At 73.5% G+C, this 22,089-nt stretch carries 15 protein-coding genes and 1 pseudogene; 5 read left to right on the forward strand and 11 right to left on the reverse strand.

What is annotated here, in order from left to right; genetic code table 11:
* Positions 1–417: 417 nt before the first annotated feature.
* The 3 genes from AB0I06_RS11285 to AB0I06_RS11295 form a co-directional block, all read right to left on the reverse strand.
* The gene (locus AB0I06_RS11285) at positions 418–1,731 is read right to left on the reverse strand and encodes a DUF2690 domain-containing protein (protein ID WP_363118521.1); all 1,314 of its coding nucleotides are present in this window, start codon (positions 1,729–1,731) and stop codon (positions 418–420) included.
* 383 nt (positions 1,732–2,114) lie between these two features.
* A complete protein-coding gene (locus tag AB0I06_RS11290) occupies positions 2,115–2,558 on the reverse strand; it encodes a DUF3017 domain-containing protein (RefSeq protein ID WP_363118643.1) in 444 nt (147 codons plus the stop codon).
* Positions 2,559–2,631: 73 nt separating this feature from the next.
* Positions 2,632–3,486, reverse strand: coding sequence for a bifunctional methylenetetrahydrofolate dehydrogenase/methenyltetrahydrofolate cyclohydrolase (locus AB0I06_RS11295; protein ID WP_363118522.1), 855 nt, complete (start codon positions 3,484–3,486; stop codon positions 2,632–2,634).
* A 274-nt stretch (positions 3,487–3,760) separates the two neighbouring features.
* Here AB0I06_RS11295 and AB0I06_RS11300 point away from each other — a divergent pair, with 274 nt between their 5' ends.
* The 3 genes and pseudogenes from AB0I06_RS11300 to AB0I06_RS11310 form a co-directional block, all read left to right on the forward strand.
* Positions 3,761–4,339 (forward strand): hypothetical protein, encoded by a 579-nt coding sequence (locus AB0I06_RS11300; RefSeq protein WP_363118524.1) that lies wholly within the window; start codon positions 3,761–3,763, stop codon positions 4,337–4,339.
* A gap of 310 nt (positions 4,340–4,649) precedes the next feature.
* Positions 4,650–6,398 (forward strand): serine/threonine-protein kinase, encoded by a 1,749-nt coding sequence (locus AB0I06_RS11305; RefSeq protein ID WP_363118525.1) that lies wholly within the window; start codon positions 4,650–4,652, stop codon positions 6,396–6,398.
* A 12-nt stretch (positions 6,399–6,410) separates the two neighbouring features.
* Positions 6,411–6,485 (forward strand): annotated as a pseudogene (locus tag AB0I06_RS11310) (hypothetical protein); the annotation flags it as partial.
* 56 nt (positions 6,486–6,541) lie between these two features.
* Here AB0I06_RS11310 and purH read toward each other — a convergent pair.
* A complete protein-coding gene (gene purH, locus AB0I06_RS11315; RefSeq protein WP_363118526.1) occupies positions 6,542–8,104 on the reverse strand; it encodes a bifunctional phosphoribosylaminoimidazolecarboxamide formyltransferase/IMP cyclohydrolase in 1,563 nt (520 codons plus the stop codon).
* On the reverse strand, positions 8,101–8,739 hold the full coding sequence (purN, locus tag AB0I06_RS11320) for a phosphoribosylglycinamide formyltransferase (RefSeq protein WP_363118527.1): 639 nt from the start codon (positions 8,737–8,739) through the stop codon (positions 8,101–8,103). The genes purH and purN overlap by 4 nt, the downstream gene beginning before the upstream one ends.
* A gap of 307 nt (positions 8,740–9,046) precedes the next feature.
* On the opposite strand from purN, the gene AB0I06_RS11325 reads away from it, so the two are divergent.
* Entirely contained in the window at positions 9,047–9,844 is a 798-nt protein-coding gene (locus AB0I06_RS11325; protein WP_363118528.1) for a hypothetical protein, read from the forward strand.
* A 4-nt stretch (positions 9,845–9,848) separates the two neighbouring features.
* Here the strand turns inward: AB0I06_RS11325 and AB0I06_RS11330 are convergent, their stop codons facing one another.
* Entirely contained in the window at positions 9,849–11,738 is a 1,890-nt protein-coding gene (locus tag AB0I06_RS11330) for a DUF6350 family protein (RefSeq protein ID WP_363118529.1), read from the reverse strand.
* 96 nt (positions 11,739–11,834) lie between these two features.
* Here AB0I06_RS11330 and AB0I06_RS11335 point away from each other — a divergent pair, with 96 nt between their 5' ends.
* Positions 11,835–13,100 carry a helix-turn-helix domain-containing protein gene (locus AB0I06_RS11335; RefSeq protein ID WP_363118530.1) on the forward strand — a complete coding sequence of 422 codons (1,266 nt, stop codon included), beginning with the start codon at positions 11,835–11,837 and terminating at the stop codon, positions 13,098–13,100.
* A 129-nt stretch (positions 13,101–13,229) separates the two neighbouring features.
* On the opposite strand, the gene sucD is transcribed toward AB0I06_RS11335, so the two are convergent.
* The 5 genes from sucD to AB0I06_RS11360 form a co-directional block, all read right to left on the reverse strand.
* Positions 13,230–14,114 (reverse strand): succinate--CoA ligase subunit alpha, encoded by an 885-nt coding sequence (gene sucD, locus AB0I06_RS11340; RefSeq protein ID WP_363118531.1) that lies wholly within the window; start codon positions 14,112–14,114, stop codon positions 13,230–13,232.
* A gap of 21 nt (positions 14,115–14,135) precedes the next feature.
* On the reverse strand, positions 14,136–15,317 hold the full coding sequence (gene sucC / locus AB0I06_RS11345; RefSeq protein ID WP_363118532.1) for an ADP-forming succinate--CoA ligase subunit beta: 1,182 nt from the start codon (positions 15,315–15,317) through the stop codon (positions 14,136–14,138).
* A gap of 1,758 nt (positions 15,318–17,075) precedes the next feature.
* Complete coding sequence (locus AB0I06_RS11350; RefSeq protein ID WP_363118533.1) at positions 17,076–18,242, reverse strand: VWA domain-containing protein; 1,167 nt, start codon at positions 18,240–18,242, stop codon at positions 17,076–17,078.
* Positions 18,243–18,381: 139 nt separating this feature from the next.
* Positions 18,382–20,775 (reverse strand): DUF5682 family protein, encoded by a 2,394-nt coding sequence (locus tag AB0I06_RS11355; RefSeq protein ID WP_363118534.1) that lies wholly within the window; start codon positions 20,773–20,775, stop codon positions 18,382–18,384.
* An 84-nt stretch (positions 20,776–20,859) separates the two neighbouring features.
* A complete protein-coding gene (locus tag AB0I06_RS11360; RefSeq protein WP_363118535.1) occupies positions 20,860–21,990 on the reverse strand; it encodes an AAA family ATPase in 1,131 nt (376 codons plus the stop codon).
* Positions 21,991–22,089 lie beyond the last annotated feature (99 nt).

Genomic DNA, 22,089 nt, shown 5'->3' on the forward strand with positions numbered 1-22,089 from the left:
CGGGACACTGCTGGCGGGGCGCGGCCTGCCGCCATCGCGTACGGCCCGGCTGTCTCCTTCACGGTCCGGCCCCGCTGCTGGGAGTGCGGCCGCTTCTCTGCGGTGCGGTCGGCTTCTTTGCGGTCCGGCCCTGCCGCCATTCGGCGCGGCCTGCCGCCACCGCGTACCCGCCGCTGTGCACCGCGGCGGGCTCCTTCACGGTCGGCCCGGCGGCCGTGCGGCGCGGCTGACTCCCTCACGGTCCGGCCCTGCCGCTGTGCGGTGCGGCCGCTTCTCTGCGGTCCGGCCCGGCTGCCGTTCGGCGCGCACTCCCGCCAGCGCGTACGGCCCGGCTGCTGTGCGGCGCGGCGGGCCCCCTTACGATCCGACCAGGCCACTGTGCGGTGCAGCCTGCCGCCACCGCGGGCGGTGACGCCGCTACTCGGTGCAGCCCTGCTTCCCCGCGGCCAGCGTCGCGCAGGCCTTGGCGTCGGCGGCGCCCTTGACGGCCACCATCGGGGTGTACGCGATCGTGTCCCCGGTCGCGGTGATGCTGCCGGACTGCTTCGCCTTGCCCGCGCTGATCTGCACCTCGTCGCCCTGTGCCGCCTGCGTGATACGCCCCCAGGCCGCCTTGCAGGTCTTGCTGTAACGGACTTCGACCGTGACCGTGCCGACGGTCACCGTCTGCGCGGTGGTCACCAGGTCACCGCTGCACCCCATGGCCTCCGCGTCCTTGCCGGTGCAGCTGTCGCCGCTGCACTTCACGCCGGGCGGCAGCTTCGGGTCGGCGCTGACGGTCGGCGAGGGCGAGGTGTCGCCACCCTTGGCCTCGTCTCCGCCCCCGCCGCCGGTGAGATAGAAGGCACCGGCAATCACCACGAGCACGCCCACCACACCCGCGAGGAAGGTCACGGTCCGCTTCTTGCCCGCGGAGGCGGAGCCACGGGACCCACCGGCGCCATGAGAACCACCGGCACCGCCGCTCGCCCCGGCCCGGGCCGGAACGGCGTCCTGCGGTTCGCCGTACGAGCCCGCCCCGGCGCCCGGGGTCCGGCCCGGTCCGCCGGGCGAACCGGCGGAGGCACCGGAACCCTGGCCGGGCCGGGAGCCCCGGTCGGTGCCGGGCCCGGCGGAGCGCCCGCGGGTCGGCGACGGACCCTGGTACCCGGCCAGCCCCCATGAGTTGACCTCGGGCTCGGCGGCCCGGCCGCTCCCCTCCCGCACATCCGAGCCGGTGGAGTCCTGGACCTCAGGGGCCGTCGGCTGCACCGGCACGCTCGGGACCACACCGGCCGGTCCCGCGACACCCGGCGTGACGGTGGTGCCACCGCGGCGAGGGGGTGTGCCGCTGCCCGCCGACGCCGCTCTGCCCTCGCCCGCGGACGCCGCTCTGCCACCGGCCTTGGGGTCGGTGAAGTCCTGCCCGCCGAACTCCCCGAGGGCGGCGCGCGCCTGGGAGATCCGTATGGCCTCCATCGTCATGTCGTGCCGCATCTCCGAGCGGCTCCAGGCACGCTCGGCGAGCTCCCACATGGTGGTGAGGTGCACCGGATTGGTGCCGGTGACCTCGGCCAGGGCGACGATCGCACCCTTCGGCGCGAGCAGCCGGCCGTTCAGATAACGCTCCCACGACGTCTTGCTGTAACCCGTGCGGTCCGCCACCGACGCGATGCTCAGACCACTGCGGTCGACGAGCCGGCGCAGCTGACTGGTGAACTCCCTGATCTGTGGATCGAGCTCATCCGGCAAGGCCTTCCAACGAGGCATTGCTCCCCCTCTTCCCCCCGGTACGTGCTGATATTTCTCGCGCTGTTCGCCCCGCGCGCGGCGGCCTCGGCCGGTTCCCCGTTCTGGATACCCACAGGGATGCGCCCACTCAGGATCTCAGTTCCCTGACGGGGGGCGCACTGGAGCATGGTGACCGCGCGCGATACACCCTGGACCGTCCCGATTGTCCACGCCCACCCCGTGCTCGCACCACTTCGTGCCTAATCGGAAGCACGACGTACCGGAACTGTCACTTCCGTGCCACAGCGCGCTCACAGCCGTTGAACAGGCCGTTCGCCGTGCCGGAGGGTGGGGCGGGACGGCGGCCCGTCCTTTCTCGGGGGAGAGGACGGGTCGCCGCCCGGTCACTCGTTCGTGACGGTGAAGTGCAGCGTGTCCTTGAGGAACGGGATCTGAAGCAACGGATTCGGCTGTGCCATCAGCGCCAGCAGGACGATCACCAGACCCAGCACGCTGTAAGTGACGATGTCCGTGAAGCGGGAGCGGACCGCGAGCATGCCGACGTCCGGCAACAGCCAGCGCAGCGCACCGCCGCCGAGCAGGGCGGCGCCGATCAGCAACGTCCCGACACGGAACTGGTCGACCGCGGTCACCAGCAGCCCCAGCCCCGTCAGCCCCAGCACGGCGAGCACGGGCCACTGCCGGGCCGGTGCGGGCGCGTCCCGGGGAGCAGCCCGGCCACCGCCCTCGGGGCGCGCGGTGTCCTTGGTGAACAGCGGGAAGCGCCGGGTGACCCGCCGCGGCCGCCCTTCGGCGTCGGGCGCGCTGATGGGATCCCGGACGGTGATGTCCTCCGGCGCGTCGTGCCCGCTCGGCGACTCCCGCCCTTCGGGCGTCTCGTGCCCGGTCGGGGCCCGGTGCTCAGCCGACACTGCGCTCCGCCGCCTCGACCACGTTCACGAGCAGCTGGGCGCGGGTCATCGGGCCGACCCCGCCGGGGTTCGGGGAGATCCAGGCGGCGACCTCGGCGACATCGGGGTGGACGTCGCCCACGATCTTGCCCTCCGCGCTGCGCGAGACGCCGACGTCGAGGACGGCCGCGCCGGGCTTGACGTCCTCGGCGCGGATCAGATGGGCGGAACCGGCCGCGGCGACGATGATGTCGGCGCGCTTGAGGTGCGCCGACAGGTCACGCGTGCCGGTGTGGCACTGGGTCACGGTCGCGTTCTCGCTGCGGCGGGTGAGCAGCAGCGGCATCGGGCGGCCGATGGTCACACCGCGTCCGACGACCACGACCTCGGCACCCTTGATCTCCACCCCGTACTGACGGAGCAGGGTCAGCACGCCGTTGGGTGTGCAGGGCAGCGGGGCGGGCTCGTTGAGGACGAGGCGCCCCAGGTTCATGGGGTGCAGTCCGTCCGCGTCCTTGTCCGGGTCCATCAGCTCCAGGATGCGGTTCTCGTCGATGCCGCGGGGCAACGGCAGTTGGACGATGTAACCGGTGCAGGCCGGGTCCTCGTTCAACTCGCGGACGGCCGCCTCGATCTCCTCCTGGGTGGCCGTGGCGGGCAGTTCGCGCTGGATGGAGGCGATGCCCACCTGCGCGCAGTCGCGGTGCTTGCCGGCGACGTACTTCTGGCTGCCGGGGTCGTCCCCGACCAGGATCGTGCCGAGGCCGGGCGTGACGCCCTTCTCCTTCAGCGCCGCCACGCGGGCGGTCAGATCGGACTTGATCGCGGCTGCGGTGGCCTTGCCATCGAGAATCTGGGCGGTCATGACCCCATCCTCGCGGATGACCCCGCCGCGGTTCCAATCCGACCGCAATCCGGGCACCCGGGGGTCCCTCCTCCCGTATCCGCCCATGATCAGCGATGTTGCACTTGGACAACACATCGGGAATGCGGCTGGACAAGCCGGTCAGTGGTGCAGAACGATGACCCGACAAGTGCCGCGGGCAGCTCAACGGGGGGACGGTCGCACTACTGAAGATTTCCTCCGTGCGGATGTCACGCGTCGTCCCCGCACTCGGACCAACGGAGGAAAGAGCCCCATGAGCTACGGCGACCCCAACAACCCCTACGGCGCTCCCCAGGGGCAGCAGCCGCAGCAGCCGGGCTACGGATACCCGCAGGACCAGGGGCAGGCTCCCGGTTACGGCTACCCGCAGGCCCCTCCGGTCTCTCCCTACGGCGGTCCCGCCGCGCCGACCACGATGCCGGGCTCGGTGAGCGCGGCCCGCGTGATGATGTGGGTCATCGTCGGCCTTCAGGTCCTCGGTGTGGCCATCTTCGCCTTCTCCGCCGTCGCGCTGAACGCCGCGAAGGACGACGAGTCCCTCAAGGACAACACCGCCTTCCAGGACCTGGTCGGTGACTCGACCGGCCTGATCTGGGGCTACGTGGTGTTCGGCCTGGCCTGGCTGGTGTTCGCGGCGGTCCTGGCGACGAAGTTCAAGAACGGCGGCAACGGCGCCCGGGTCACCATCCTGGTCTTCGCCATCATCACGGCGGTCCTCGGCATCTACCCGTTCGTCATCGTGGGCCTGGTGCACACGATCCTCGCCATCCTGGTGGCCGTCTTCGTCGGCAACGCGGCCGGCAAGGCCTGGTTCAACCGCCCCCGGTACTGAACGGACCCGGTCGAACGGACCGGTTCACACACACGCATCGCATCCAAGGGCCGTGTCCCACCCGTACGAGGGGGGCACGGCCCTGGTGCGTCGCCCTGGTCCGACGGTCCCGCCCCGGTCCCGGTTCCTTCGGACGTCCGGCTCGGTGCGAGGGCGGCAGCACGGCCCACCGGGCGGGCCGTAGGTTCGGCGACGGTGGCCGGTCGGTGCGCCGGAGTTCTCGCCGCTCCCACCCCGGGGACGGTAGCCTTTCCGCCCAACTGGCTTGACGCGAGCAATCGTTGCGAGACCGCAGCTCATCGGGGGGCCCATGTCAGACCGACGGCCGATGCCGCCGTACTCTCCAGCGTCCGGAGACACCGCGCTGGAACAGGCGGGCGCGAGTCCGTTACGGGCCAGGGACCCGGAGCGGATCGGCCCCTACTTACCCCTCGGGCTGCTCGGCAGCGGCGGCATGGGCCGCGTCTACCTCGCGCGCGCCGCCGACGACGCCCCCGGTCTCGCCGCCGTCAAGGTGATCCGCCCCGAGTACGCCGAGGACCCCCGGTTCCGGCGGCGTTTCGAGCGGGAGGCCTCCGTCCACACCCGGCTGCGTACGCCGCACGCGCCACAGCTGCTCGGCAGCGGGTTCGAGGACGATCTGTTGTGGATGGCGACCCGGTACCTGCCCGGCCTCAACCTCGCCGAAGCCGTCCGCGAGTGCGGTGCGCTCGAACCGGCAGCCGTGTGGCGGCTGGTGGCGGAGCTGGGGCGGGCCCTGTCGGCACTGGACGCCGCCGGGGTCGTACACCGGGACCTCAAGCCGTCCAACGTGGTCCTTTCGCCGCAGGGCGCGCACATCATCGACTTCGGCATCGCGCGGGCCGTCGACAGCAGCGCGATCACAGCTACGGGCAACCGGGTCGGCACACCCGCCTTCATGGCGCCCGAGTATCTGCGCGAGGGGCGGTGCGACAGCGCCTCCGACGTCTTCTCCCTCGCCTGCACGATCGTCTACGCCGCCACCGGGCGCGCCCCCTTCGGCGACGGCACGGGCGTGGACGTCATGCACCGGGTCGCCTTCGAAGAGCCCAGACGAGAGGTCATGGCCGGATTGACGGCCGCCGACCCCGCGCTGACCGCGCTGTTGTCCGCCTGCCTCGCCAAGGACCCGGCCGGGCGGCCCACCCCGCGGCAGTTGACCGACACGGCCGCGGCGCGCGGCGACGGCGCTGCTTCTTCCTGGCAGGAACCGCTGGCCACCCGGTTGCTCACCCGGCAGCAGGCCTGTGAGCTGCTGGAACGTTCCGCCACCGAGGGGACCAGCCGCTTCCGCGCGCCGACGCCGCCGGGACGCCACGGCCGCCCTGCGGCACCGCCCGTCCAGCACACCCCCTCCGCCCCGGCCGTGTCCCCCACCGGCGCTCACGCCGACCGCCGTGAGCGGAAGGCGACCTGGCTCGCTGTGGCGGCCGTCCTCGCCACGGCGGCGGTGGCCGCGGGCGCCTTCTTCCTCCTTCTCCCGGAGCGCGACCACAGCGCGATCGCCGCACCGAGGGCCTCCGCCGACGTCACCCACCTCGGCGGACCGAACTCGGTCCCGCCCAGCTCGTCCGCCTCGCCGTCCGCCCTCGAAGAGAAGCAGTCCGGCACGCGGGCGGGGGCACGGGAGGACGCCGACAGCGGTGCCTCAGGGCCGGCGGGCGGTGCCGGCGGAGCAGGGACCGCCCCCGACGGCGGCGCCACCGCGACCTCCGGCAACGGCGACACCGACAGCGGCGACGCACCGGCCCCCACCTCCACCAGTACCGCCACGCAGTCCGCCACCCCGCCCTGGCTCTCCGAGTGCACCTCCTACTCCGGCACCGAACTCACCCGCCGCGGCGACAGCGGCCCGCGCGTCGTGCAGGTGCAGTGCATGCTGACCCGACGCGGCTACGACCTGGGCGCCGGGGACGGGGACGGCCGGTTCGGCAAGGACACCGACGCGGCGGTGCGGGCGTTCCAGCGGGCCGGGGGACTGAACCCGAACGGCAAGGTCGGATCCGAGACGTGGGCCGCACTGCGCAGTGCGAAGTGAGCTGCGGCCGCCGAGGACGCCATCGACGGCACTCCGCAGGAGCCGCGGCACTTCCTGGTGGCCGGGCGGTACGAGGTCGACGGCTGAGTCCCACGCGGCACTGAGCGGGCCGGCTCCGGCGCCGGCCCGCTCCGCCGCATGTGTCAGTGGAAGAAGTGCCGCGTCCCCGTGAAGTACATCGTGACGCCGGCCTTCTGCGCGGCCTCGACGACCAGTTCGTCACGGACCGAACCGCCGGGCTGGACCACGGCCTTCACTCCGGCCGCGGTGAGGATCTCCAGGCCGTCCGGGAAGGGAAAGAACGCGTCCGACGCGGCGTACGCGCCCGCGGCACGCTCGGCACCCGCCCGCTCGACGGCCAGCTTCGCGGAGTCGACCCGGTTGACCTGCCCCATGCCGACGCCGACCGAGGCGCCGTCCTTGGCGAGCAGGATCGCGTTGGACTTCACCGCGCGGCAGGCCTTCCAGGCGAACGCCAGCTCGGCCAGCTCGTCGGCGCTCAGCGCCTCGCCCGTCGCCAGCGTCCAGTTGGCCGGGTCGTCGCCGTCGGCCTGGAGGCGGTCGGTGACCTGGAGCAGCGCGCCGCCGTCGATCGGCTTGACCTCGACCGGGGCGGCCGGGCCCTCGGGGCAGCGCAGCACGCGGATGTTCTTCTTCTTGGTGAGGGCCTCCAGGGCGCCGTCCTCGTAGTCCGGCGCCACGATGACCTCGGTGAAGATCTCCGCGACCTGCTCGGCCATCTCCTTGCTGACCGGGCGGTTGACGGCGATCACGCCGCCGAACGCGGACAGCGGGTCGCAGGCGTGCGCCTTGCGGTGCGCCTCGGCGACGTCCGCGCCGATCGCGATGCCGCAGGGGTTGGCGTGCTTGATGATCGCCACGCACGGCTCGGCGTGGTCGTACGCGGCACGGCGGGCGGCGTCCGTGTCCGTGTAGTTGTTGTACGACATCTCCTTGCCGTGCAGCTGCTCGGCCTCGGCGAGGCCGCCGGTGCCGGAGACGTAGAGCGCGGCGGGCTGGTGCGGGTTCTCGCCGTAGCGCAGGGTGTGCTCGCGCTCCCAGGTGGCGCCGAGGAAGTCGGGGAACCGCGACTCGTCGACGGGCGCGTAGGAGGAGGCGAACCAGGAGGCGACGGCCACGTCGTAGGCGGCCGTGTGCTGGAAGGCCTCGGCGGCGAGCCGCTTGCGGGTGGTGAGGTCGAAGCCGCCGCTCTGGACGGCCTTGAGCACGTCGGCGTAGCGGGCGGGGCTGGTGACGACCGCGACCGACGGGTGGTTCTTGGCGGCGGCGCGGACCATCGACGGGCCGCCGATGTCGATCTGCTCCACGCACTCGTCCGGGGAGGCGCCGGAGGCGACGGTCTCGCGGAACGGGTAGAGGTTGACGACGACGAGGTCGAACGGCTCGACACCCAGCTCGGCGAGCTGCTCGCGGTGGCTGTCCAGGCGCAGGTCGGCGAGGATGCCGGCGTGCACGCGCGGGTGCAGCGTCTTCACCCGGCCGTCCAGGCACTCGGGGAAGCCGGTGAGCTCCTCGACCTTGGTGACGGGGACGCCGGCAGCGGCGATCTTCGCGGCGGTGGAACCGGTGGAGACGAGCTCGACCCCGGCCTCGTGGAGCCCGCGCGCCAGCTCTTCCAGGCCGGTCTTGTCGTAGACGCTGACGAGCGCCCGGCGAAGGGGCCGCTTGTTGCTCTCGGCGGTCACTGGATAACTACCTTTCGTCCCTCAATGCGATAGCCGTTGCGGGCGAGGCGCCCCACGACCTCGACGAGCAGCCTTCGCTCGACTTCCTTGATGCGCTCGTGCAGAGCGCCTTCGTCGTCCTCGTCCCGGATCTCCACCACGCCCTGCGCGATGATCGGCCCGGTGTCGACGCCGTCGTCGACGAAGTGGACGGTGCAGCCGGTGACCTTGGCGCCGTACGCGAGCGCGTCCCGCACGCCGTGGGCTCCCGGGAAACTGGGCAGCAGGGCGGGGTGGGTGTTGACGAACCGCCCACCGAACCGCGCCAGGAACTCCTTGCCGACGATCTTCATGAACCCGGCGGAGACGACGAGGTCCGGGGCGTGCGCGGCGACGGCCTCGGCCAGGGCGGCGTCCCACTCCTCGCGGGTGCCGTGGTCCTTGACCCTGCACACGAAGGTCGGCAGCCCGGCGCGCTCGGCGCGGGCCAGTCCCTCGATGCCCGTGCGGTCCGCGCCGACGGCCACGACCTCGGCCCCGTACTCCCGCGCACCGACGGCGGCGATCTCGTCGAGCAGCGCCTGGAGGTTGGTGCCGGATCCGGAGACCAGCACGACAAGGCGCTTGGCGCGCGGGGCCACGGGCTTGGCGGCCACGATGGAGGCCTTTCTCGGGGGAGCGTCTGTCCAGGGCGGCCGGGCATCCGGCACTTTGTGCATTCATACAAATGCTTTGCCTCCCCGGATACGGGGAAGCCTACGAACCGGCCGACCGTCAGCAACGATACCGGCACACCGGACGGCCCCCACGGGACGGGGGCGGGGCCGGAAGGTAGCGTCTGGGCGGAGCCGGTTCGGGAACGACGTCCGGACGTGGTGCGTTCAGGAGGTGACGGACCCGGGTCCGACGCCGTTCCGTTCTGTCCACCCATTCCTCCTCATCAACGGGAAGACGCTCACTTTGATGCCGGACCGCAGCCTGCGACTCCTCACGTTCCCCCAGCTGTCGCCGCAGGGAGGGGAGCGCGGCGCCGTGCTGCTGCGGGAGCGCCCCAGCTCACCGCCCGACGCGCCTTCCGGCGGGGACGGCGGGCACGGGCGGGGGCGCGGGTCCCAGGAGGACAACCCCTTCGCCCCGCCGCCCGAGGGCACGCCGGACCGGCCCTGGCAGCCCCGGCGGCCCACGGGTGACGGCTCCGAGGACTCCCACGGCTCACAGGACGGCGGCGGTCGCGACCGCGCGCCCTGGGGCAGCCAGTGGAGCGACCAGCAGCCCGGCCGCTCCCCCGGCGGCTTCGGTGAGCGCCCCCGCAGCGGGCCCGAGGGCCAGGGCGGACCGCAGGGCGGCGGCCCGAACATGCGCTGGGACCCGACGGACCCCGTGCAGCGCCGGGCCCGCTATGCGCTGCTGTCGGGCATGTGGGCCTTCTTCTTCGCCCTCTTCAGCTGGCCGTACGTGGCCCTGCTGCTCGGCGCGCTGGCCCTGTACTGGGCCATCAGCTCCCTGCGCGCCAAGCCCCGCAGGCCCGACCCGGACTCCCCCGCTCCCGAGCCGCAGGGCGGCCGCCCGACGACGGCGGCGGTGACCGGCCTGGTCACGGCGTCCCTCGCGATCGCCCTGGTCGCCGCGTCCTTCACGGCACAGATGGTCTACCGCGACTACTACACCTGCACCACCGACGCCCTTACCAACGAGGCGGAGCAGGCCTGCACCTCGCTGCTGCCGGAGGAGCTCCGGGGGCTGCTGGGGACGGACGACTGACGCCTCAGGACCTTTCCGGCGCGGCGGGCCGGTCGGGCGGGGCCTGAGGGTCGCGGCGCTCGGGAGCCGGGCCGGAGGGCGGAAAGCCGTAGCGCCTCCGGTCGGTGTCGGCGTCCGGGTCCTGGCCGAGGGATCCGTACCGGGGGTCGTCCTCGGTGTCGGCGAGCGCGCCGCCCCACGGACCGAGGGCCTCGTCCTCGCCTCCGGCCCACCCGGCGGCCCGGCTTCCCCGGGTCTCTCCGGCGCCCCCGGCGGCCTCGGCACCCGCGGCCCCCCGGGCAGCGTCGGCGGCACCGGCGCCCCAGAAGCCGAACAGGTCCTCCTCACCCCCGGCACGAGTGCCGTCGGCCCGTCCGGCAGGCCTGTCCGGGTCGGCGGCACCGGTGCCGCCGACCACTCCGGCGATCCCGGCGACCGAGGTGCGGGTGAACCAGCCTCGGCCGCGCCGGGAGCCCTGTCGGAGCCGGCCGGCCCCGTCAGGGACCTCGGCCGCGTCCTCGCGCTGCTTGCCGATCTTCGGCTCGTCCGTCCCGGGCGTGCGGCAGCGCCAGGCCCGTACGCCCACCGCCGTCGGGATGGCCAGCAGTCCCAGCCAGGCCACGGTCGCGGCGGCGACCTGCCACCACACCGGGCCGAAGCGGGACAGCACGTCGGAGCCGAGGGGGCCGCCCGACAGGGCGGCCAGAGCTCCGAGCACCGCCGCGCCCAGCACCGACGCCAGCGCCGCCGCACGGGCGGTGCGGCCGGCCGACCAGACGACCTGCGGACGCGGGCGGCCCGGCCGCGTCCCGCCCGGCTCCCCGACTGCCGCGGCCTCGGCCACCGTCCAGCCGACGGTCAGCCCGGCGGCCACCGCCACCAGCCCGGCTGCCGCCCAGTGCACCGGCGTCCCCTCCCCCGCCTCCGGCACCGCCGCCAGCAGCGGAAAGGGCGGCAGGTACGGAGCCGGTGCCGAGGACAGCGGGCCGACCGCATACCCGGCGCCGAGGGCGAAACCCGGGCCGAGGGCGTAGGCGGCGCCCCACACCGCCGCGTTGGGGAGCAGAGCCGCGCACAGCAGCAGCACGGCGAACCGCCCCGACCACCCCTCGGTCAGCCGGAGCAACGACGCCTGGGCCGTCGCTCCGTGCCCCAGCAGTGACACCGTCATCAGCAGCGCACCGCCCCCGAGGAGCACCGCCGTCCCGGCGACCGCGGCCCGGGCGGCGACACCCGGGCGGCCGTCCGGGCCGAGCACCAGCGGACGTACTCCCGTCGGCAGCACGCGCAGCAGCCGCCGCAGCGGCCGGTGCGGACAGCCGTACGCCGACCACACACCCGCCCCCGCCGCCACGACGGCGACCAGCGGGACGCACACCCCCGTCCACCCCCACGACGGGCGCAGCACACCGCCGGCGGCGTACAGGGCGGCGGGCGCGGCGACGGCGAGGTAGCCGAGGACGACACCCGTCCATGCCGTGCGCGGGGCCACGAGGGGCGGGGGCGCGACCGGCCGGAGGTCGGTGCCGGACTCGTCGTCCTCGTCCTCTCCGCCGTCCACGGCGTCCCGTCCCGCCCGGTGCAGCAACCACACCGGCAGCGTCAGCAACAGCAGGGGCGGAACACCCAGGGGGGCGGGGACACCGGAGAGCGTGTCCGAGCGGACCAGCTCGGCACCGTGCGCCAGCAGCCACAGCGCCGCCGCCACGTGCATCGCACCGCCGGGGCCGCTGTCCGGGTACGGCGAACTGATCCACAGCAGCATCACGAGCACGGCGAACGACGCGAGCCCCAGGCCCGCCGCCAGCGCGCCTCCCATGAGGCCGCCCGCCAGTCCGGGCGAGCGGTCGCGCATCCGGCTGAGCAGGGGCGACGGCGAACGTCGGCGAGCGGTCATCTCGGTCACGACCGCCATGCTCCCAACGACACGCGCTTTCCCGTCGTAACAGGCGAACCACCGTTGTGTCGCTCAATATACGTTTATGTACTTTTCCGGACGGAGGGGCGCCCTGTGACGCAGAGCCCTGCCATCCCCCTCCCCCCGCCGAAGGAACGCCGACGCCTGCGCGAGGCCGCCTCGCTGACGCGTGCTCAGCTGGCCTCCCGGGTGGGCGTCACCAGCGAGACGGTGCGCGGGTGGGAGACCGGCCGCTCCACGCCGCGTGGGCGCAAAGGGGAGAAGTACGCGAAGCTGCTCGACTCACTGGGCGACGAGGCGGAGGTGACCGCCCCTCAGGAGGCGACCGCCGACACCGGTGAGCCGGCCCCCGCCTCCGAGGCGGCCGCCGCACGGCGAGCCACCCGGGCGCGACGCAAGGGTGCCGCCACCGACCGGAAACGGCCCGCCGCCAAGGACCGGGGGCGCGGCCCGGTCACCGTCCCCGACCGCAGCCACGACCCCGTCCCGCACGGGCACCGCGTCATCCTCACCGGCCGTCCGCGCACGATGTCACCGCGCCGGCCGGACGACGCCGTCACCGCCCTGACCCCCGACGAGGCCTTCGACGCGCTCTACGCCTTCTGCGCCCCCGCGCTCGTGCGGCAGACCTATCTGCTGACCGGCCGCCGTGAACTGGCCCGGGAGTCCGTGGAACGGGCCTTCCAGATCGCCTGGCAGCGCTGGCCCGAGGTGGCCCGCGACCGCGACCCGGCGGGCTGGGTGCGCGCGGTGGCGTACGAGTGCGCGCTCTCCCCGTGGCACCGGCTCCGGCCCCGCTACCGGTACCCCGAGCCGCCCCCGTCCGACGCCTTCGACCGCGCGCTGATGGACACCCTGCTGAGGCTCCCCCCGTGTTACCGCCGCACGCTGGTGCTCTACGACGGGGTCGGCCTCGGCCTGCCGGAGACGGCGGCGGAGACGGAGGCGAGCACCCGCGCCGCGGTGAACCGGCTGGCGCACGCCCGCGAGGCCGTCGCCGAACGGCTGCCGGAGCTGGCGGACCCGGAGACACTGCACTGGCGGCTCGTCGAACTGGCCTCCACCGAGCGGCTGCGGGCCTCCAAGCCGCTGACCGTCCGCAGGGGCGGGGAGCGCCGTGCCCGCTTCTGGACCCGGGCCGCCATCGCCTTCACGGCCGCGCTGATCGGCACCACGGCCCTGACCGCCCGCACGGCCCCCACCCACTACGAGCCACCGGTCCCGGCGGGAGAGACGGTTCAGGGCGTGCCGCCGCCGGTCGCGCCCGGGCCGCTGTCGGAGTCGGAGCGGGAACTGCGCGCGAAGCTGCGCGAGGAGGAGCAGCAGGGTCCGGAACGGTTGCTTCCGCAGCCTTGGTGAGGGGCTGCGGGAGCGCGAACACGGCGGATGGGGGCGGGGAAGCGGCGGAAACGGCGGTGGGGGCTCGGAAACGGCGGTGGGCCCGCTCCCTGTGCAGGGAGCGGGCCCACCGATGAGCTCTGGCCTGGTTCAGCCCGCGAGGATCTCGCGCGCCAGCTTGGCCGTCTCGGTCGGCGTCTTGCCGACCTTGACGCCGGCGGCCTCGAGGGCCTCCTTCTTCGCGGCGGCCGTGCCGGAGGAGCCGGAGACGATGGCGCCGGCGTGGCCCATGGTCTTGCCCTCGGGCGCGGTGAAGCCCGCGACGTAGCCGACGACCGGCTTCTTCACGTTCTCCTTGATGAAGGCCGCGGCCCGCTCCTCGGCGTCGCCGCCGATCTCACCGATCATGACGATCAGGTCGGTGTCGGGGTCCGCCTCGAACGCGGCCAGGGCGTCGATGTGCGTGGTGCCGATGACCGGGTCGCCACCGATGCCGACGGCGGAGGAGAAGCCGATGTCCCGCAGCTCGTACATCATCTGGTACGTCAGCGTGCCGGACTTCGAGACCAGGCCGATGCGGCCCGGCTTGGTGATGTCGCCCGGGATGATGCCGGCGTTGGACTGGCCCGGGGTGATGAGACCGGGGCAGTTCGGGCCGATGATCCGGGTCTTGTTGCCCTTGGACACGGCGTAGGCGTAGAACGCGGCCGAGTCGTGGACGGCGATGCCCTCGGTGATGACGACCGCGAGCGGGATCTCGGCGTCGATGGCCTCGACGACGGCGGCCTTGGCGAAGGCCGGCGGGACGAAGAGGACGGATACGTTGGCGCCCGTCTTCTCGATCGCCTCGGCGACCGTGCCGAAGACCGGGATCTCGGTGCCGTCGATGTCGACGGACGTGCCCGCCTTGCGCGGGTTGACGCCACCGACGATGTTCGTGCCGTCGGCCAGCATGAGCTTGGTGTGCTTCATGCCCGTGGCACCGGTCATGCCCTGGACGATGACCTTGCTGTCCTTGTTGAGGAAGATAGCCATGGCTGTGTAGTCCCTCGTCCCTTACTTCGCAGCAGCCGCGAGCTCGGCGGCCTTGTCGGCCGCGCCGTCCATGGTGTCCACGCGCTGGACCAGCGGGTGGTTGGCGTCGGAGAGGATCTTGCGACCCAGCTCGGCGTTGTTGCCGTCCAGACGGACGACGAGCGGCTTGGTGACGTCCTCGCCCTTGTCCTTGAGCAGCTGCAGCGCCTGGACGATGCCGTTGGCGACCTCGTCACAGGCGGTGATGCCACCGAAGACGTTGACGAAGACGGACTTCACGTCCGGGTCGCCGAGGATGATCTCCAGGCCGTTGGCCATGACAGCGGCGGAGGCGCCGCCACCGATGTCGAGGAAGTTGGCGGGCTTGACCCCACCGTGCGCCTCACCGGCGTAGGCGACGACGTCAAGGGTGCTCATGACGAGACCCGCGCCGTTGCCGATGATGCCGACCTCGCCGTCGAGCTTGACGTAGTTGAGGTTCTTCTCCTTGGCGGCGGCCTCGAGCGGGTTGGCCGCGTCCTTGTCCTGGAGGGCCTCGTGCTCCGGCTGGCGGAACTCGGCGTTCTCGTCCAGGGAGACCTTGCCGTCCAGGGCGATGACGTCACCGGAGGCGACCTTGGCCAGCGGGTTGACCTCGACCAGGAGGGCGTCCTCCTTGATGAAGGTGTCCCACAGCTTGACCAGGACGTTCACGACCTTGTCAGCGACCTCGGCCGGGAACTTGGCGGCCGCGACGATCTCGCGGGCCTTCTCCTCGGTCACGCCCTCGTTGGCGTCGATCGGCGTCTTGGCGACGGCGTCGGGGCGGGTGGCCGCCACCTCCTCGATCTCCATGCCGCCCTCGACGGACGCGATGGAGAGGAAGGTGCGGTTGGCACGGTCCAGGAGGAAGGAGACGTAGTACTCCTCCACGATCTCCGGGGCCGTCTCGGCGATCATCACCTTGTGGACCGTGTGGCCCTTGATGTCCATGCCGAGGATGTTGGTCGCGTGCTCGACCGCCTCGTCGGGGGTGGCGGCGAGCTTGACGCCACCGGCCTTGCCACGGCCGCCGACCTTCACCTGGGCCTTGACGACGGACTTGCCACCGAGGCGCTCGGTGGCTGCGCGGGCCGCCTCAGGCGTGTCGATGACTTCACCGGCCAGCACCGGTACATCGTGCTTGGCGAAGAGGTCCCTCGCCTGGTACTCGAACAGGTCCACGCGCTTCCGTCCCTATCAGTGATCTCGCGGTTCGTTGTCTGCGTGGGCGTGCCGCGAGGGCAACGTGACGTCCGCTGTCTGTCACAAGGGAGGCGCACACGGTGTCCGAGCGCGCGGCATGTCCGTCTCGCAGGTTATCGCTGCTTGCGGGGGGCCTCTAAATCGAGGGTCACACCTGAGCGGTGATACCTGTCACATGATGCCGCGCTCTCTGGCACGGCGTGCCGGGTGTGAGGAGCGGGTGAGGGGCCTCACCGGGTTGGGGTTGGCCCGGTGAGGCCCGCCGGACACCGCCGAAGGAGCGCCGAGGCCCCGTTCAGGGCCCGGTTCTCCGGGGTGCGGGCCTGGTCGTCCCCACCCCGTTGGGGACCACCCGGCCCCTTCACGGGGGTTTCCGCTTCGGACGACCGACGGCTTTCGGCCGTCCGGGCGTGAGGCCTCGTGAAGCGACTGGGGAGGAGCGCCGCGCGGCCCCACCGATCGGGCCTGCACGGCCTGCGGAACTAGCCGGGGAAGAGGGGGACGCCCCTCTGGCTGCTCCCGGTGCCGCCCGCAGAGGTGCGGGTGCATGCCCCGGGCAGCGGACCGAGCGGTGCGGGGAGGCGCGGGGTGACGGCGGGGGCGTCGCCATGCCGCGACGATCGGCCGTCGGCCGTCACCCGACCCCCGGCCACGCCGCCGGGACGGCCGCCGGACGGGCAGTGGGCGGAGGTGCGTCCGGCGGTGGCGGGCGACGCAGTGGGGCCGGGCCGACCGACGTGGCCGTGGCCGCTGCCGTGGCCGCACCGACAGTGACCTGTCCGGTCCCGGACCGGGCCTCTGATCCGCTGGGTGCCGCTGGCGCCGTGCAGCCCCCGGCCGGCGACACCGGCCACCCCGGCCCGCTCAGGGAGCACAGACTCCTCCCCAGCCGTCCCGGCCCACTGCTGCGGAACGGCCGCGACCGAGGCGGGCAGCCGGTGGCCACCCGGTAGTACGAGGCGCCCCGGCCACCTGGGCACCCAGGGGATCCCTGCGTGCGTACCGGGTATCACCCCAAGCCCGCCGGGCGGGAGGAGCAGCCGGGACAGGACGGGGAGCGCCGGCGAGGTGGGAAGCCCGGGCCCGCTCGGGAGCGCGGGCTCGTCCGGGGGCGCGGGCGAGGCGAGGGCCGCAGGCGAGACCGGGAGCCTGGGCGAGGTGGGAAGCCCGGGCCTGCTCGGGAGCAGGGGCTTGTCCGGGAGCGCGGGGGAGGTGGGTAGCGGGGGCGAGTGCGGGATCGCGGACACGCCCTGAAGCGCGGGTGAAGTGGGCACCTCACCCGCAGCCCGAACGACACGGCCCGCACCGGAAACGCGGCCGGACCGGGCCGGCCGGTGAACATGCGGTCGCTCCAGCAGCTCAGGGCCGCTGATCACCTGCCGGGCACGGACCTCCGGCGGCGTTTCCACCGAGCCCGCGGCATGGGCCCGTTCACCCCACACCAGCCCGATGGCCGGCAACCCGCCCGCCAGCAGCGTCACTTGGAGCGCACGCCGCCCGAGCGCTGTGCGCGGCACGCGCAACGCGGCCTCGGGCGGGGCTGCTGACCAGGTCACGTGGGGGGCTTCCTCCCGTGCGACGGAAGCGGTACCACCCGGCCACCAGCACACACGGCCGAGCAGGCGCCGATCCTCGCACGGGAGTGCGGAGGTTGCGCAAGCCCTTGCCTACCGACGGGCCGTCATGTCCGGTGCGCTGCCGCACACCGGGCGACGGTACGCCGGCACACGCGGAGCCTCACGCCGCGTCCGGTATCGGCAACGGCCGCTTCTCGATCGCCGCCGCCATCACCTCGGGGAACAGGTCGGGCGTACACGCGAACGCCGGTGCCCCCAGCGCCGCGAGCGCCGCCGCGTGCTCGCGGTCGTACGCCGGTGCCCCCTCGTCCGAGAGCGCCAGCAGCGTCACGAACTGCACCCCCGACGCCTTCATCGCGGAGACCCGCTTGAGCATCTCGTTGCGAATGCCGCCCTCGTAGAGGTCGCTGATCAGCACGACCACCGTCTCGGCGGGCCGGGTGATCTGCGACTGGCAGTAGGCGAGCGCCCGGTTGATGTCCGTGCCACCGCCGAGCTGGGTGCCGAACAGCACGTCCACCGGGTCGTCCAGCTGGTCCGTGAGGTCGACGACCGCCGTGTCGAAGACGACGAGTCGCGTGGAGATCGTCCGCATCGAGGCGAGGACCGCCCCGAACACCGATGCGTAGACCACCGATGCCGCCATGGATCCCGACTGATCGATACAGAGGATGACCTCCTTCTTGGTGGACTGCGCCGCCCGGCCGTACCCGATGAGCCGCTCCGGCACGATCGTCCGGTACTCGGGCAGGTAGTGCTTGAGGTTGGCCGCGATGGTGCGGTTCCAGTCGATGTCGTGGTGACGCGGCCGGCTGATGCGGGCGCTGCGGTCGAGGGCGCCGGTGAGGGTGGCCCGGGTGCGGGTGGCGAGCCGCTTCTCCAGGTCGTCGACGACCTTGCGCACGACGGCCCGGGCCGTCTCCTTCGTGGTCTCCGGCATCGCCTTGTTGAGGGAGAGCAGTGTGCCGACGAGGTGCACGTCGGCCTCCACCGCCTCGAGCATCTCCGGCTCCAGCAGCAGGGTGGCGAGGCCGAGCCGGTCGATGGCGTCGCGCTGCATGACCTGCACGACGGAGGACGGGAAATACGTCCGGATGTCACCGAGCCAGCGCGCCACGGACGGTGCCGACGCCCCGAGTCCCGCCGAACGGTCCCGGCCGCCCTGTGACTTGCCGTCCTTCCTGCCGTAGAGCGCGGTGAGCGCCCCGTCCATCGCGGCGTCCTGCCCCGACAGCGCACAGCCGGTGCCGTCCGCCGCGTCGCCCCCGAGGACCAGCCGCCACCGCCGCAGCCGCTCCTGCGCCGGGTCCGTCACCTGGGGGGTCATCGCCGTCCTCCCTCGCGAGGCCGTTCCCAGAGCGGGATCACCGGCACGGCCCTCGCCGGCCGCGCCTCCACCCGGAGACCGCCCGTCGTGATGGCCCCTACTTCCCGCGTCGCCGTCCGCTCTTTCCGTGCCTGGATCGTCATCCCGTCACCCCCGCCAGGTCGTTACCGGTGTTCTCGTCCACGTCGTCCAGCCCCAGCAGCAGCCGCACGACGGGCAGCACGGCGTCCGCGCGCGCCAGGTCGAGCTCGGCCGCGAATCCCGGTGTCCCCGAGCCGGCCGCTGCCCTGCCGCCCCCGGGGCCCGGCCCGCGCCGGACCAGTTCACCGAGGGTCCGGCGCACCCCGGGCTCGTACGCCGAGAACGTCCGCCGCAGCAGGGGAAGCACGTCGGTGAAGGCCTCGGCCGGCACGCCGGTGAGCCACGCGTCGACCAGCCCCAGCAGCCGTTCGTCGTGCACCAGGAGCATCCCGCCGCCGGAGCCCCCTCCGACGAAGCCCTCGATCCAGGCGGCCGCGTCCGCGGGCAGGGTGCCCGGCGACAGGACGAGGCCCATCAGCACGGCCGCCTCGTCCTGCGCCAGCTCCCCGTCGTCGAGCAGGAGCCGCACGGCCCGGCCCCGGATCACCCCGGGCACGGTGTCCCGCCCGGAGAGCACCCGCAGCACCGACTGCCAGCGGCCTCTCAGGCTGCCGTGTCCCTCCGCGGGCGCGTCGCCCAGGAGCCCCACGGCTGCGTGCACCGCGTCCACATGGCGCCGCATCTCCTCGGCGGCGTCCGCGTCGAGCCCGGCACAGGCCGGAGGCAGTCCGACGAAGACGCGCTCGGCGAGTCCCGCCGCGACCTCCGCGAGGGCACCGGTGTTCGTGCCGCGCACGTCGCCGTAGCGCAGAGTGCGGACCAGGGCCGGGAGCGCCTGGGCGAGATGCCCCACGTCCGTGTCGAGGGCCGCCCGGTCGGCGAGGACCCGCATCACCGTCGGCAGCGCGTCGGGCAGTTCGGCCAGCAGGCAGCGCTCGGCGAGCCCCGTGACGTCGGCCAGGCCCTCGGCGGTGACGGCGTCCCCCTCGGCCTTCGCGGTCGCCGCGGACAGCACGGTCGTGCCCCACACCCCGGCCTCGGCGACCCGCACGGCCAGCTCGGGCTCCCAGCGCAGCCGCCAGGTCTCCCGGAAAGTGCCCGTGCTGCCACGGGAGGCGGCCGGTTCGCCCCACGCGATCCCGAGCAGCCGCAGCCGGTGCAGCAGTCTGCTGCGGGCGGCGTCGTTCTCCTTGCGCAGGTCGAGCTCGACCTCCCGCTCCAGTGCCTCCGGCTTCAGCCGCAGCCGTCGTTGCAGCCGGGTGAGGTCCCGCTGCAACGGCACCGCCGGAGCCGAGGGCGGCACCTCCCCCAGCACATCCCCCACGACGAGCCGGTCCCGCACGAGGGCCATCGGTACGTCCGATCCCTCGCACATCACCGCCCGCACCGCGTCGGTCGTCTCGCTCAGGCCGGGCAGCGGACGGCCGCGCATCGCGGCGAGCGTCTCGGCCAGCCGCACCGCCTCGATGACATGCGCGGAGGAGACCATCCGGTCCTCGGCGCGCAGCAGCCGCGCCACCTTGGTCAGCCACCGCTCGACCGGCCGGTCCGGGGCGCTGAACAGGTGCCCGTACCAGCCCGGCGAGTCGATGCCGGCCCCGTAGCCGCTGCTGCGGGACAGCCTGCGGTGGGTCCACGGCACCCAGGTCATGTCCGTCTTGACCTTGGGCAGTCCCTTCAGCAGCGCCTTGTCGGCGGCGACGGTGGTCTTCTGCCGCAGGGCGGGTACGTGCCAGGCCCCGCAGACGACGGCCACGGCGTCCTCGAACTCCCGCTCGGCGGCCCGCACCTGGAGCCGCATGTACGCCTCGCGTACGAGGTCCCGGTCGAGTCCCCCGCTGCCGTAGGTCTCCCGCAGGGCGGTCATGGCCTCCTCGAGCGCGGTGAACGGCGCGAGGGCGTCGTCCTCTGCCGCGCCCCGGTGTTCCACGACGTCCTCCCACCACCGCTCCGGGTCGTCGTAACCGGCGGTCTCGGCGAGCACTCCGAGCGGATCGATCCGCAGGCCGGCCGGGTCCGGGGCGGTGTCCCCGTCCGCCGCCGTCCCGCCCGCCGGGGGGCCTTCGCCCACTGCCGCCTCGTCCTCCTGCCTTCCCCAGGCCAGCGTGTGCGTGGCCGGCAGGTCGATGAAGCGGGCGGGTACGTCGTGCTCCAGGGCCCAGCGGACGGCGACCCACTCCGGGGAGAACTCGGCCAGCGGCCAGAACGCCGAGCGGCCGGGCTCGTCCACCGCGTGGGCGAGCAGGGCGACCGGCGGCCGCATCTCCGCCTCGGCCGCGAGCGGGATCAGCGCGTCGGCCTCGGGCGGCCCCTCGATCAGCACGACCCGCGGCCGGATGCCCTCCAGCGCCGCCCGCACCGCCCGCGCCGATCCCGGCCCGTGATGCCGCACCCCGAGCAGCACCGGTCCCGCCCCGGCCCCCCGGCCCGCGGTGCTCTCCACACCGGTCACGTCATCCCCCTCCCGTCCCGCACGCCCGATCCGAACCCGCCGCCGGCCGCGGTCCCGCCGCCCGGCGCCCCCGCCCCGTGCCGGTCACGCGCTCACCTCGCGGCAGGCCCGGTAGAAGTCCTTCCAGCCGTCGCGCTCGCGCACGACCGTCTCCAGGTACTCCTGCCAGATGACGCGGTCCGCCGCCGGGTCGCGGACCACCGCGCCGAGGATGCCCGCGGCGACGTCACCCGGCCGCAGCACGCCGTCGCCGAAGTGCGCCGCCAGGGCGAGCCCGCTGGTGACGACGGAGATCGCCTCGGCCGTGGACAGCGTGCCGCTGGGCGACTTCAGCTTCGTCCGGCCGTCGGCCGTGACCCCGTCGCGCAGCTCCCGGAAGACCGTGACGACGCGGCGGATCTCGGCCAGCCCGTCCGGCACGGCCGGCAGGTCCAGGGAGCGGCCGATCTGGTCGACGCGCCGCGCGACGATGTCCACCTCGGCCTCGGGGCTGTCCGGCAGCGGCAGCACCACCGTGTTGAAGCGGCGGCGCAGGGCGCTGGACAGGTCGTTGACCCCGCGGTCGCGGTCGTTGGCCGTGGCGATCAGGTTGAAGCCGCGGACCGCCTGCACCTCCTGGCCCAGTTCCGGTATCGGCAGGGTCTTCTCGGACAGGATCGTGATGAGCGTGTCCTGCACGTCGGCCGGGATCCGGGTCAGCTCCTCCACGCGGGCCGTCATGCCCTCCGCCATGGCCCGCATGACGGGGCTGGGCACGAGGGCCTGGCGGCTGGGCCCGTTCGCGAGCAGCTGCGCGTAGTTCCAGCCGTAGCGGATGGCCTCTTCCGGGGTTCCGGCGGTGCCCTGAACCAGCAGGGTGGAGTCACCGCTGACGGCCGCGGCCAAGTGCTCGGACACCCAGGTCTTCGCCGTGCCCGGCACGCCGAGCAGGAGCAGGGCGCGGTCGGTGGCGAGCGTGGTGACGGCGACCTCGACGATGCGGCGCGGCCCCACGTACTTCGGCGTGATCACCGTGCCGTCGGGCAGCGTGCCGCCGAGCAGGTAGGTGGCCACGGCCCACGGCGACAGCTTCCAGCGGGCCGGACGCGGACGGTCGTCCTGAGCGGCCAGCGCTGCCAGTTCGTGGGCGAAGGCGTCCTCGGCATGCGGTCGCAACGCCTGGGCCGGTCGCGTCTCCCCCGCTTCGACGGATGTCGGCTCAACGGACACAGTCATGGCAAAGTCCCCCTCCAGCTCGGCCGGTTCGGATCTGTCGCCAACGTTGCACCACACCACTGACAATGCGTTCCGACCTGCGCAAACGCCCCGCCGACG

This window comes from Streptomyces sp. NPDC050674, assembly GCF_040654575.1.
GTDB lineage: Bacteria > Actinomycetota > Actinomycetes > Streptomycetales > Streptomycetaceae > Streptomyces.